Source organism: Archangium violaceum, from assembly GCF_016887565.1.
Taxonomy (GTDB): domain Bacteria; phylum Myxococcota; class Myxococcia; order Myxococcales; family Myxococcaceae; genus Archangium; species Archangium violaceum_B.
On the sequence record NZ_CP069396.1, the window covers coordinates 299,178 to 312,394 of the forward strand.

General features: G+C 68.9%; 6 protein-coding genes. 2 read left to right on the forward strand and 4 right to left on the reverse strand.

All coding sequences use genetic code 11. The features are described 5' to 3' along the window. Window positions 1–116 precede the first annotated feature (116 nt). Window positions 117–1,295, forward strand: coding sequence for a macrolide family glycosyltransferase (locus JRI60_RS01330; protein WP_204223986.1), 1,179 nt, complete (start codon window positions 117–119; stop codon window positions 1,293–1,295). Here JRI60_RS01330 and JRI60_RS01335 read toward each other — a convergent pair. From JRI60_RS01335 to JRI60_RS01345, 3 genes are all read right to left on the reverse strand, one after another. Further along, window positions 1,286–6,610, reverse strand: coding sequence for a trifunctional serine/threonine-protein kinase/ATP-binding protein/sensor histidine kinase (locus tag JRI60_RS01335; RefSeq protein WP_204223987.1), 5,325 nt, complete (start codon window positions 6,608–6,610; stop codon window positions 1,286–1,288). The two genes, JRI60_RS01330 and JRI60_RS01335, sit on opposite strands and share 10 nt — an antisense overlap. A 78-nt stretch (window positions 6,611–6,688) precedes the next feature. Then, window positions 6,689–8,032, reverse strand: coding sequence for a cytochrome P450 (locus tag JRI60_RS01340; RefSeq protein ID WP_204223988.1), 1,344 nt, complete (start codon window positions 8,030–8,032; stop codon window positions 6,689–6,691). Between the two features lie 138 nt (window positions 8,033–8,170). Further along, window positions 8,171–9,625: an FAD-binding protein gene (locus JRI60_RS01345; protein WP_204223989.1), complete on the reverse strand. Its 1,455-nt coding sequence runs from the start codon at window positions 9,623–9,625 to the stop codon at window positions 8,171–8,173. A gap of 148 nt (window positions 9,626–9,773) precedes the next feature. Here JRI60_RS01345 and JRI60_RS01350 point away from each other — a divergent pair, with 148 nt between their 5' ends. Next, window positions 9,774–12,029 carry an ATP-binding protein gene (locus tag JRI60_RS01350; RefSeq protein ID WP_430384364.1) on the forward strand — a complete coding sequence of 752 codons (2,256 nt, stop codon included), beginning with the start codon at window positions 9,774–9,776 and terminating at the stop codon, window positions 12,027–12,029. Window positions 12,030–12,067: 38 nt separating this feature from the next. On the opposite strand, the gene JRI60_RS01355 is transcribed toward JRI60_RS01350, so the two are convergent. Then, a complete protein-coding gene (locus JRI60_RS01355; RefSeq protein WP_204223990.1) occupies window positions 12,068–13,171 on the reverse strand; it encodes a Kelch repeat-containing protein in 1,104 nt (367 codons plus the stop codon). Window positions 13,172–13,217 lie beyond the last annotated feature (46 nt).

The following is a 13,217-nucleotide window of genomic DNA, read 5'->3' on the forward strand; positions in this document are numbered from 1 at the left end:
AATTGTGAGAATGATTTGCATTTTCAGCGGACACCCCCTGGCTGTCAAGTGAGGACGGCGGCTCCACGGGGGCCGGGTTATAGAGGCGCCACTGGAGTCAGACAGGGAGAGTTCGCATGGCCAAGGGAGCCTTCTTCAATGTGCCCCTCCACGGGCACGTCAACGCCACGCTGCCGGTGGTGCGGGAGCTGGTGGAGCAAGGGGAGCAGATCACGTACTACCTCACCGACTCGTTCCGGTCCCAGGTGGAGCGGACGGGGGCGCGGTTCCACCGCTACGAGAGCACGTTGGAGGGTGGGCCGAAGGGGGGCGCGATAGGGTTTCTCCCGGCCCGCATGCCCGGTGAGGGCCGCCAGGTGCTCGCCCAGCTGTTGGAGGTCGTACGCGCGGAGCGCCCCGACTACCTCGTCTATGACCCGATGTGCCTGTGGGCACGGATGCTGGGGCAGATTCTGCGCATCCCCGCCATCACGTTCCGTCCCACCATGGCCATCGACCCCCGGTCGGGCCAGTTCGCGGCCTTCTTCAAGAGCAGGGCCGCGGCGTTCGCGGGACTGTTCGAGCAGGCCGGCAAGGATCTGGCGGCCCTGATGCGGGAGTACGACCTGCCCCCGACCGACTTCGTCAGCGTGATGAGCCAGGCGGAACCGCTGAACCTGGTCTGCGTGCCGCGCTCGTTCCAGGTGGGCGGCGACACGTTCGATGAGCGCTACGTCTTCGTGGGGCCGTCCATCCGGTCGCGCGGAGACGCGGGGGACTTCCCCCTGGAGCATCTCGCGGGAGGCCCGGCGCTCTACATCTCGCTGGGGACGATCTTCAACAACTGGCCGGAGTTCTACCGGATGTGCTTCGCGGCGTTCGGCGGGACGAAGTGGCGCGTGGTGCTCGCCACGGGGCACGCGGTGAACGCCGCGGAGCTGGGCCCCATCCCCGACAACTTCCTGGTCCGCCCCTCGGTGCCGCAGCTGGAGGTCCTCGAGCGCACGGACGTCTTCCTCACCCACGGCGGCGCCAACAGCCTGATGGAGTCGTTCGCCTATGGCGTGCCGGTGGTCGTGATTCCGCAGATGGCGGAGCAGCCGCTGAACGCCCATCGGGTCGCCGAGCTGGGTCTGGGGCTGGCCCTGGAGAAGGAGACCGTCACCGTGGAGCAGCTCCGGCAGTCGGTGGACCGGGTCTCCCACGAGCCGGAGTTCCGGACGAAGGTGCGGGCCATGCAGCAGGATGTCCGTGGCTCGGGAGGTTACCTCCGCGCCGCCGAGGCCATCCTCGCGTTCCGCGCCCGTCAGGGCTGAGCGGCCCGGTCCTCCCCCTCGGGGCGGTGCTCGGACAGGGGGAGCTCCAGCGTGGCCGTGGCGCCCGTGCCGGGGCCATCGCTCTCCAGCGTGAGGCGCCCTCCCATCATCTGCGCCGCCAGCACGCTGGCGTGCAGGCCGAATCCGTGGCCGTCCTTGCGCGTGGTGAAGCCGTGCGTGAAGAGCCGCTCGCGGAGCTCGGGGGCGATGCCCATCCCGTTGTCCACCACCTGGATGCGCGCCCACCGCCCCTCGGAGGCGAGCCGCACGCGCAGCACCCGCTGGCTCTCCGGGAGCACGTCCAGCGCGTGCTTCGCGTTGCTGATGAGGTTGATGAGGATCTGCAACACCTTGTGCTTGTCCACCATCACCCTGGGCACCGCGGACAGCTCGCGGGTGACGGAGATGCCGTGGCGCTTGAGCGAGGCCAGCTGGATGCGCAGCGCGTCATCGACGAGCTGCGAGAGATCGCACTCCATCGCCAGGACCGACGTCTTGGCGTAGTTCTGCTGCACCTGGACGATGGCGCGGATGTGGTCGATGTACCGGTTCATCGCCTCCACATCGCCCATCAACGTCTCCTGCTCGCGCAGCAGCTCCTCGGACAGCTCGGCGAGGTACTCCGGCAGCTGGCTGCCGCGCGCGTCCCGGGTGAGGAAGTCCGGGAGGGAGTCCCGGTGCTCCAGGAGCAGCGCCGAGGCCTGCTTCACCCGGCCCACGCGCGAGGCGCCCACGTGCCTGCGCATCATCTCCACGTTGATGACGGCACTGGTGAGGACGTTGCCCACGTTGTGCAGCACGTTGGAGGCCACCTCGGCCATGCCCACCTCGCGGGCCGTGTCCACCAGCCGGGCCTGGGCCTCCTTGAGCGCGCGCGTGCGCTCCTCCACCCGCTGCTCCAGCTCGTCGTTGGCCTGGCGCAGGGCCGCCTTGCCCCTGCGGACATCCTCGTACAGCCGCGCGTTCTCGATGGAGATGGCGGCCTGGCTGGCGAGGTGACTGAGCAGGGCCATGCGCTCCGGGTTGAAGGCGTGGGTGGCCAGGTTGTTCTCCAGGTACAGGGCGCCGCGGAACGCCTCCCGCCGCATCAGCGGCAGGCACAGCACCGAGCGCGCCCCGCTGCGCAGCAGGTACTCGTCGGACGAGAAGGGATGGGGCCGGGAGGCGTCGTGGATGAGCACGTGCTCGTGCGTGCGCTTGACGTAGGAGATGAGCGTCCCCGGCAGCTCATGGGCCGTGCCCTCCTCGGCGGGGAGGATGGTGCCGTCCGGCGAGGAGCCGGAGACGGCGGCGACCGAGAGCGTGTCCCCATCCGGCAGCAGCAGGGCACCCCGCTGGGCGCCGGCGTTCTCGATGGCCACCCGCAGCAGGGTGGTCACCAGCTGCTCCAGGACGATCTCCCCGGAGATGGCCTGCTGCGCCTTCACCACGGAGAGCGCGTCGATCTGCGTCGAGTCCGTCGTACTGGTGGTCTCCTCATATGAGGCCTCTCGCGAGGGCGACAGGTCGGGCCACCGCGTCTCCAGGTGCAGGGCCTTGCCGGTGGCGCCCCATTGCCGGTACGCGGCCTGGGCCTCGCGCGCGAAGGAGAGGGCGGCCACGGGCGCCTGCCGCGCCTGCCAGAAGTTCGCCGCGAGCTCGGCCGCGATGCCGACGTTCTGGGTGAAGCCGTTCTCACGGGCCTGGCGCATGGCCTCTTCGTACGCGCGGACCGCGTCATCCAGCCGCCCCTCCAGGCGGGCCAGCTCCGCGAAGACCATCCGCTCCGGAGCGCGGAACGTCTCCGGGCAGCTCTGCGCCCATTCGGCGAGCTGCTGGTGGTGCCGCTGGATGGCCTCGAGCGACTTCGCCCGCGCCTGTGCCTCCTGGCCCTCGCAGCTCGCGGCCAGCGACAGGGCCCGGTAGAGGTGGAAGTCCAGGTTGTTGATGCTCCCCCTCATCACCCAGAGGATTCCAGCCGCCTGCTCCGCGGCGTCGAGCGCCTCCGCGTAGGCGCCGCACATGTAGCGGGACCTGAGCTTGGTGATCCAATAGGTGGCTCGCAGGCTGCTCAGGCGCGCGGACGTCAGGCCGGCCTCGAACGCCTGCTCGTCGAAGCCCTCCCCGCTCAGCGTGCCGAACGAGAGCGTACGCCCGCGCAACTGCTGCACGTAGCGCTGGTGGACGAGGAGGGTGTCCCTGGCGTCCAGGACCCCGGCCTTGCGCGTGAAGTCTCCCCGGACGACCGACTCCTGGTAGACGTCATCCAGGTGGTGCCCCATCACCAGGCGGTTCAGGGTGATGGTCGAGCCGCAGAAGCACGCCGCCTGGAAGTCCCCCGCCTGGACCGCGTAGTGGAAGCCGTCGAGGACGAGCTCCTGCGTCGCGGAGAGGGGTTGGGACCAGTAATAGATGAACTGCAGGCTGAAGAGCACCTTGCCCCGTTGAGAGGACAGGTTGTGACGGTCGAGGAGCGCGCGGGCGAGCATTCCCAGCGCATGGCCTTCCCGGTATTGTTTGAAGTGGACGCCGGCCAGCATTCCCAGCCAGCTGAACCCGGACACGGCGGTCTCCGTGAAGCCGTGACGCAGGGAGAGGGTGACGATCTGGCTCAGGTCGATGATGAGCAGGTGGACATCCGAGAAGAACGCCGTCGCGAAGAGGGCCTCGAGGGCGGCCATCTTCGCCTTCATGTCCGGATCCGTCATGAGGGGAAGGTCGACGAGGCTCTCGATGGGGCCCTCGCGGAGCAACGCCCAGACCTCCTCATAGGCGGCCGCCGCCTCCTGCGGGGTGGGGCGCGCCGGAATCGGCATGCCCAGCCGTGACAGGCACTCCAGGATGTTGGCGCCGGCCTCCCGGTTGCGGCCCGTCGCCACGTAGACGGAGTTCCTCAGGAGGTAGGCGGCCACCATGTCCGTGTTGTTCCTCGCCCGGGGCAGCAGCTCCTCCGCCAGACGTTCCGCCTCGGCGGCATTGCCGCTCGTGAGCTCGCAGCTCGCCCACGCGCGGCGCACCTTGAAGGCCAGCGCGGCGTCCGTCTCCCAGGGGTCTCCGGGAATGAGCGAGAAGGCCATCTTGAAGTAGGCGATGGCGGGCCGGTGCGCGATGGACGCCAGGGCCTTGAGCCCGGCCTCCGCGTTCAGCCTCGCCAGCTGGTGGCGCTCCGCGGGCTCGTGGATCAGCTCCACCCCGGCGTTGAGCTGGCTCACCACGTCGAAGAGCTTCTCGCGCAGCATGTCGGGCGGGAGGCTCGCCAGCAGCGACCGGCCGATGCGCAGGTGGATGGCCTTGCGCTCCTCCTCGGAGCTGAGGGCATGGGCCGCCTGGTGGATGCGGTCATGCAGGAAGCGGTATTGCTCCGGGCCGCCGCGCATCAACAGGCCCTCCTGCAGCGCGGGACAGAGCCCCTGCTCCACCTCCCCCAGGTCCTCCACGTCGAAGAGGGTGCTCAACATCGTGAGGGAGAAGGTGTTGCCCACGCACGCGGCCAGGCTCAGCAGGCGTTGTACCTGCGCGGGCAGCTGGCGCAGCTTGTCCAGCAGGAAGTGGACGACGTCGTCCGAGTAGCCCGTGGTCCAGACGTCCTCGGCGTTCCACTTCCATCCGCCCTCGGGCGTGCGCGTCAGCAGCCCATCGTGGTCGAGCGCCAGCATCAGCTGGCCGAGGAAGAACGGATTGCCGCGCGACTTCTCGTGGAGCCGTGACGACAGCGGAACGATGACCTCCTGCCCCGCCCCTGGCAGCGCATCCGTGACGAGCTGCCGGACCTGCTCCAGGCCCAGCGGCTCGAGCTGGAGGTCCGTCACCCGCGCGCCCGATTTGCGCACCCCCTCCACCATCGACATCACCGGATGGGAGGGGCTGACCTCGTTGTCGCGGTAGGCCCCGAGCAGCAACAGCGGCGGTGTCTCCGGGTGGGTGAGCAGGTTCTGGAGGAGCTGGAGGCTGGCCAGGTCGGCCCACTGCAGGTCGTCCAGGAACAACACGAGCGGGTGCTCCGGCGTGGCGAAGACGCCGAGGAACTTGCGGAGTACCTGGCCGAAGCGGTTGCGCGCGTCGGTGGGCGGCAGCTCCTGGACGGGAGGCTGTCCGCCGACGACGAGCTCCAGCTGGGGAACGAGCTCCACCAGGACCTGGCCATACTCGCCCCAGGCCGCCTGGAGGCGCTCGCGCCACCCGGCCAGCTCCTCGTCCGTTCCCGCCAGCAACTGCTGCACCAGTCCCTGGAGGGCCTGTGCCAGCGTGGAGTAGGGGATGTCGCGGTGGAACTGCTCGAACTTCCCACTCAGGAAGAAGCCACGCCGCTGCACCACCGGCTTGTGCAGCTCCAGCACCACCGAGGACTTGCCGATGCCGGAGTAGCCGCGCACCAGCATGAGCTCCGCCTGTCCTCCGTGGCGGACCCGTTCGAACCCTTGCAGCAGCGTGGCGACCTGGGCCTCGCGCCCGTAGAGGCGCTGCGGGAGCTGGAAATGCTGGGGGACGTCCCGGGCGCCCAGGGGGAACGCCTCGAGCGCCCCCTCGCGGCACTTCTCCAGGTCGGCCCGCAGCCCCTCGGCGCTCTGGTAGCGCTCCTCGGCCGTCTTGGCGAGCAGCTTCATCACCAGCGCCGAGACGGCGGGGGGAATGGTGGGGAGGAGCTCGTGGGGCGGCCTGGGGTGCTGGGCCATGTGCGCGTGGAACCACTCGAGCGCATCACGCCCCTGGAAGGGGCGGCTCCCCGTCAGCAACTCGTAGAACGTCACACCCAGTGAATAGAAGTCGGTGCGGTAGTCGACGAGGCGGTTCATCCGCCCGGTCTGCTCCGGCGACATGTACGCCAGCGTCCCCTCGATGAGGTTGGCCGGTGCGGCGTCCAGGTGCTCCACGCGTTGGAGCGAGGCCACCCCGAAATCCACGAGGCGGGTGCTTCCCTCCGGCTCGGCGATGATGTTGGCGGGCTTGAGGTCCTTGTGGATGACGCCGTGGCGGTGGAGCTCCGCGAGGGTGGACGCCAGGGAGATGGCCAGCTCGAGGAAGCGTGGCACCTCCAGGGGCTGGCCGACGAGCTCGGACAGGGGTTCGCCCCGCAGCCGCTCCATCATGAGGACGGGACGGCCGAGCACGTACGCGTGGGAGTAGGAGCGGACCACGCCGCTCACATCCCGCAGCCGCTGGAGGATGCTGAACTCCCGGCGGTAGCGTTCGCGCTCGCGGGGCCCCGGGGCGCGGATGGAGGGAGTCTTGATGATGACCGGCAGGCCATCGGACTCGCGCACCGCCTGGAGGAGCACGTTCGCGCCCGTCGTGCGGAGCGTACCGAGGAGCTTGTAACCTGGGATGTCGAGCGTCATGGCTCCGCCGGGGCGTTGCTACGTGTTACCAGGGCCAGGGCACCTCGGCCACGTGCATCCTCTCCTCTCCGCCGCTCCTCACCCCAGGCGGCGGAACCGCAGCTGGATGCCGCTCCTGGGCTTGGGGAAGGGGACCAGGATATAGGAGAGATCCTGCCCCGGTACGAGCTCCCACGTGTAGTGCTTGAGCAGCAGCGCCAGCATCACGCTCATCTCCACCATGGCGAAGTGCTGGCCCAGGCAGATGCGCGGTCCGCCGCCGAAGGGGATGAAGGCGCCCTGCTTCCGCTGCTCGGCGCGCTCGGGGCTGAAGCGGTCGGGATCGAACCGGTCCGGTTCCGGCCAGCTCGAGCCCGCGTGCGCGGTCCTGATGCTGACGGGCACCGCCCACCCCTGGGGGATGCGGTAGCCGTTGTAGACCACGTCCCGCGTGGTGACGCGGAAGGCCCCGCCGATGGGCGGAATGACGCGCATCCCCTCGTGGAGGAGCTGGACGAGGTAGGGCGTCGCCCGCAGCCCATCCAGGGTGAGGGGGCCCTCCAGGTGGGCCACCGCCTCGCGGCCACGCTGGAGCACCTCCGGGTGCCGGGCCAGCAGCAGCACGAGGTTGGAGGTGGCGGTGACGGTGGTGTCATGCCCGGCGAAGAGGAGCAGCTGCAGCTCGTCGACGATGGTCTCTCGCGACAGGGGGGGCTCCCCGTCCTCGCGGCGCTGGAGGAGCGAGCCGAGCAGATCCGGCGGCTGCTCGGTGCGCGCCTGCCGCTCGGCGACCACCTTGTCCAGGTAGTCGATCATCGCCTTCTTCGAGGCGAGCGCCTTGCCGAACGTCGTCCAGGGCAGGTTGACCGGGGCGGGTACGAAGAGGCCCGCCGTCCACCTCTGGAAGTGGTGCATGAGGAACGGCACGTCCACGGCGTCCTGGCCGAAGATGAGGGTGAGGGCGATCTCGAAGGCCAGCTCGCGCATGGCGGGCCACAGGGTGAGCTCGCCCGGGAGCGCCGCCCAGCGCTCGAAGTGGCGCGTGACGAGCGACTCGATGACGGGCACGAAGCCGCGCATCGTCGCGTAGCTGAAGTGGGGGGCGAGCAGGCGGCGCCGCTCCAGGTGCTCCTCGCCCTCGAGCAGGGAGAGGCAGCGTGCCCCGAGCAGCCGGCGGACGCCAGGGCTCCAGCGGTTCTTCAGGTACTTGCCCTCGCCCGCGAAGATCCACTGCATGGCCTCGGGGCCGGTGAGGAACACGGTGGGTGAGCCCAGCACGTGGGTGCGGAAGACGGGGCCGTACTGGCGCTGCCGGCGCTCGGAGAAGGCCCGGCTGGAGCGCAGGAACTCCAGGGTCTCTCCGAGCAGCGGGAGGCCAGACCTGCCAGGTGGAAGCGGGAAGTTCTCGGGAGCGGGGGTACTGGCATCCACCTGGGGGGTCATGTCGGTCGTCTCCGGGCCGCTGGGGGGGGAAGAGCCCTCGATCCTTGACGATACAGGAGGTTCAGGCGGGACGTGAGACGCCCCCACCGATGCGACGAGCGGAGACCTGGAGGGCGAGCGGCGGGCTCATACCCGGATTCAAAAGATGCCCTGACCCGGAGTGAGGACATTGTCCGGATCGAACGCGCGCTTGGCGTGCTTGAAGCGCTCCCAGAAGGGCTGGAAGTGCTCGCGCCAGTCGGCGGCGCTCATCTGGACGGAACCGACCGGGTAGCGCTTGCCCCCCACGCAGGTGAGCTGATCGAGGATGGCGTGGTTCTTCGCGACGAGGGCCGCCGCGTGCTCCGGGGTGGGAGGGATGGCGGTGCGCAGCAGGGAGAAGAGGAAGGCATCGCGCCCCGTGGGGACGCGCGCGAAGGGCGCGGTGAGCCGCTCCAGGTGGAAGGGGTAGAGGAGGATGGGCCCCTGTCCCATCTCGGACTCGGGTGTCTGGGCGAGCACCTGCTCCACGAAGGAGGCCGTCGCCGGCTCGGGGACGAAGCTGTCCAGCCACGGGTGGGGGAACTCCCAGACGCCGATGCTCTGGAGGAACTCCACCACGGGGGCGAGCCGGTTGGCGAAGTCGAAGTAGCTGCTGTCCGTCACCTGCAACGTGCCCGGCTCGAAGGACAGGCCGGCGAGCAGCCGCGCATCGTCCGGCTCGGAGCCGGGAGCGAAGTACTTCACCACCTCGAGCTGGTAGGCCCGGCCGCTGTCCGTGGAGACGACGAAGCCCTCGACGTAGTCGAAGCGGCCCTCCGCGATGAGCTTCTTCTGGTCGCTCAGGAAGAGGCGGAGGTCCTGGTACATCGCGTGATACATGCGCGCCCGCGGCGGTACGTCCACCAGCCGGACCCGGGCCCGCACGATGATGCCGAACTGCCCCAGGCCCGCGCGGACGGCGTCGAACAGCGGCCGGTTGCGGAAGCGGGAGCACCGCACGAGCTCCCCACGGCCGGTGACCACGTCCATCTCCAGGACGTTGTCCACCTGCAGGCCCCAGCGGAACGTCTGCCCGCCAATTCCTCCCACCGACAACGTCCCTCCGATGCTCAGGTCGATGTAGTCGGTCAGCGTCGGAGGGCTCTTGCCCAGGGGCAGCGTGGCCTCCAGCAGGTGTTTCCACCGCAGGCCCGCGTCCACCCACGCGCTCGTCGCGTCGATTTCATGGATGGAGGAGAGCGCGGACATGTCGATGACCACGCCGGCCTCCACTTGCGACTGGCCCTGGCTGCTGTGGCTCTCGCCGATGCCGCGCGCGCCGGCCACCTTCAGGCCGTGCCGTCGCGCGAAGCGGACCATCTTCACGATGTCTTGCACCGAACCCGGGACGAGCACGGCCCAGGGGGTCCGGTGGACGATGTGACCGAAGTCCTCCGCGGCCCGTGTGCGCGTCGCCGCGTCCGTCAGGAGTTGTCCGTCCAATGGTGGGAGGCCGATGGCGCCCGGCTCCGGTGTGGAGGCCCAACCGCGACTCACGGGGTTGAACAGGGTGACGGTCGTCACCAGGGCACCCTGAAGGACTGTTCGGCGCGGCAGGACGCGGCTCGACATGGGCTTCTCGCTTTCTCGTTTGAGTCGCACGGATGTTCACGCCCGTGCGGGCCGGCCAGGAGTCCTCTCTGGCAGGCAATCCCTTGTATAGTGTTCGAGGGAATTTCCGCGAGTGCCCTGGTGTCACTCCGGGTTCGACCCGTCCTCCATGCCTCCATCTTCCGGCCCACGAGACCCGCTGGCCCGATCGACGCTCCTCAAGATGGGGGCGCGCATCGCGGTCATCATCGCCCTCTCCACGCTCTTCAGTTACCTCCACATGCGTCATGCCCTGCGCACCGAGTCCCTCGCGCAGTTGAAGGCGCAGGTGTTCGAGCGGGGCCAGCGGGAGGAGGCCATCTTCCTGTTGGCGGAGGACAATCACACCCTCCTCAAGAACACCCTGTTGGAGAGGATCCAGACCCTTCAATCCCAACAGGAGGACGTGGACGCGCGCTTCGCCCACCTGTTCAGGCGGCTGCCCGATGGGACGATCCGCAACAAGACCGAGCTCCTCGATGGCACGCGGATGGTGCAGCTCTTCGTTCCCCGCAAGGCGACCCTCGATGCCGCGTTCCGCATCCGGCTCATGGCCGCCTACGACGTGCTCACCTGGTACGGCCCCGCCTTCTTCATCCGCTTCAAGACGACCTACATCGCCTTTCCGGAGGGAGCGATCGCCGGCTTCTGGCCCACGGCTCCCACCTGGAGCCTGCAACTCGCGTCCGACTTCTCGGTCACCGATTACGAGGACTTCCCCCTCAGCCTGCCGGAGAACAATCCACGGCGGCGGACCATCTGGACGGGCATCTACAAGGAGACCGTCTCCAACATCTGGATGGTCTCGGTCGCCACGCCGGTGGACCTGGACGGCCGCCAGATCGCGACGGTCGGCCATGATCTCTTCCTCGGTGAGTTGATGAACCGCACCATCAACGAGCACAGCCCCGGGGCCTACAACGTGCTCTTCCGCGACGATGGTCTGCTCATCGTCCACCCCGAGCTGAAGCTGGAGAGCACCAACGTCGCCTACAACCTCGTGAGCGATGCCGGGAAGCCCGAGCTCTCGGAGAAGCTCCTCGGCTCGCGGGAGATGGCCGACCACCTGCGGAGCCTCTTCGAGCGGGTGAAGAGCCGCCCATCCGAGCAGCCCATCCTGGAGCTGCCGGAGTACGACGAGTACATCGCGGTGACGCGGCTGAGGGGCCCTGGCTGGAACCTCGCCATGGTGCTGCCCGAGCGTGTGTTGTCCGAGCCCGCCTTCCTGGCGGCGCGCTACGTCCTGCTGCTGGGCATCGTGTCACTGCTGGTGGAGCTCTTCATCATGTACCAGGTGCTCCAGCAGCAGATCACCCGTCCGCTGCTGACCTTGAGCCAGGCCACCGACAAGGTGGCGACCGGTGACTTCAAGGTGGCGCTGGACACCGCACGCGGCGACGAGCTGGGGCAACTGGCCCGTGCCTTCAAGCTCATGGCCGACGAGGTCCAGCGGCGCGAGGAGGCCCTGCGCCAGGCCAACGAGGGGTTGGAGCAGCGTGTCGAGGAGCGCACGCGCGAGCTCAAGGACGTCAACCAGCAGTTGGTGCAGACGGCCCGGCGCGCGGGGATGGCGGAGGTCGCCACCAACGTGTTGCACAACGTGGGCAACGTGCTCAACAGCGTCTACACCTCGGCCCAGGTGGCCAAGGAGCGGGTGCTGGGGATGAAGCTCGAACACGTGGGCCGGGTGGCCCAGATGCTCGAGCAGCACCAGGCGGACCTGTCGACCTTCATCGGGCAGGACGAGCGCGGACGGCACCTGATGCCCTTCCTGAACGGGTTGGGACGCAACCTGCTCGAGGAGCGCACGGAGATCGTCTCCCTGCTCGATGACGTGGGCCGCTACACCGAGCACATTGGCGACATCGTCAAGGTGCAGCAGAACTACGCCCGCACGCCCCGGATGCACGAGCCCGTCGACCTGGCGGATCTGCTGGAGGACGCCTTGCGCATCAACTCGGCCGGGCTCACCCGCCACCAGGTGAAGGTGCAGCGGCAACTGACGTCCCTGCCGCCCGTGATGACCGACAAGCACAAGACGCTGATGATCCTGGTCAACCTGGTCAGCAACGCCAAGTACGCCCTGGACGAGGCGCCCTCGGGCGAGCGGCTGCTGACGGTGAAGCTGGAGCAGGCCCATACCGACCGCTTCCGCATCGTCATCCATGACAACGGCATGGGCATCGCGCCGGAGATGCTCACCCGCATCTTCCAGTATGGCTTCACCACGCGAGAGGAGGGGCACGGCTTCGGCCTGCACTCCAGTGCGCTGGCGGCCCAGGAGCTGGGCGGCTCGTTGAACGTCCACAGCGAGGGGCTCGGACGCGGAGCCACGTTCTCCCTGGAGCTGCCCTACGTTCCGGTCCAGCCGCGGGCCCAGTCGTAGAGGCGTCCAGCCGGGCCCGCGCCGTGGACTCTCCCGCGTCAGCGCGTGTACCGCTCCACCGCGCCATTTCCCACCGCCAGCACCTGGCCCGTCTGCAGCAGCACGGTGGCGAAGTCCCCGCGCACCTGCTGGGCGGGAGCCGCGAGGCGCCACGCGTTCGTCGACGCGTCATACAGCGCGCCCTGTCCGGAGCTGTTGAGCACCAGCACCTCGCCCGAGTAGAGCATCGTCGCGCTGACGTAGGGGCCGGAGATGGGAAGGGACGGGCCCGCGAGCCACTGGTGGCTGTACGGGTTGTACACGTCGGACGAGGTGTCGTTCACGTCCGCCGTGCCACCGGCGACCAGCACGTTGCCCGAGTAGAGCCGGATGGCGACGTGGCCCATGCGCGTCCTCGACATGTTGCCCGCCGGAGTCCACGTCTTCGTGGCCGGCTGGAACAGGTAGGCCGCGCTGCGCGGGTTGCTGAAGGGGTAGCTGAAGCTATCGAAGTGGGTGCCGCCCGTCACCAGGACCTCGCCGGAGTAGAGCTGGGTCGCCGTGTGAACGGAGAGCTCCTCGGGAAGGGCGCCCGCGCCGCTCCACGTGCCCGTGGCGGGGTCGTACAGCTCCGCGAGTGCCGTCTGACCACGCAGGTTGTAGCTGCCACCCACCACCAGTACCAGGCCCGAGTCGAGCAGCGTCGCCGTGTGCTCGACGCGGCCCTGGGCCATGGAACCCGTGGAGCTCCAGCTCTCCGTGGCGGGGTCGAACAGCATTGCCTGATTCTGGTTGCCGGACGACATGGTGCCACCGGCCAGGAGCACCTTGCCCGAGGGCAGCCGGCTCACGGTGCCGCGGATGCGTCCGAAGAGGTACGGGCCCACCAGACCGCGCCATGTGTCCGAGTACGGGTTGTACAGCTCCGTCGAGCCGTCGTGCACCGACAGCACCAGGCCCGAGTCGAGCAGTGTCGCGGTGCGCCAACCCGTGCTCTGCGCCTGGGGGGCATTGGCGCTCCAGGTGCCCACCACGCCCTCGAGCGCGGCCGCGCGGGTCTCCAGTGGAGCGGTGTCGGACGCCGAGGGCTCCTCGGGCTGGCAGCCGACCGCGAAGGACGTGAACCCCGCCACGAGCAAATACAGACAACGCTTCTTGTGCATGAACCTGTTCCTCTCGGGTAGCCGGCACCAGAGCTCCGAACCCGGA

Bases quoted from the DNA above. Each gene is read 5' to 3' on its own strand.
- JRI60_RS01330 (WP_204223986.1), top strand. From the start codon at position 117: ATGGCCAAGGGAGCCTTCTTCAATGTGCCCCTCCACGGGCACGTCAAC.
- JRI60_RS01350 (WP_430384364.1), top strand. From the start codon at position 9,774: ATGCCTCCATCTTCCGGCCCACGAGACCCGCTGGCCCGATCGACGCTC.
- JRI60_RS01355 (WP_204223990.1), bottom strand. From the start codon at position 13,171: ATGCACAAGAAGCGTTGTCTGTATTTGCTCGTGGCGGGGTTCACGTCC.
- JRI60_RS01340 (WP_204223988.1), bottom strand. From the start codon at position 8,032: ATGACCCCCCAGGTGGATGCCAGTACCCCCGCTCCCGAGAACTTCCCG.
- JRI60_RS01345 (WP_204223989.1), bottom strand. From the start codon at position 9,625: ATGTCGAGCCGCGTCCTGCCGCGCCGAACAGTCCTTCAGGGTGCCCTG.
- JRI60_RS01335 (WP_204223987.1), bottom strand. From the start codon at position 6,610: ATGACGCTCGACATCCCAGGTTACAAGCTCCTCGGTACGCTCCGCACG.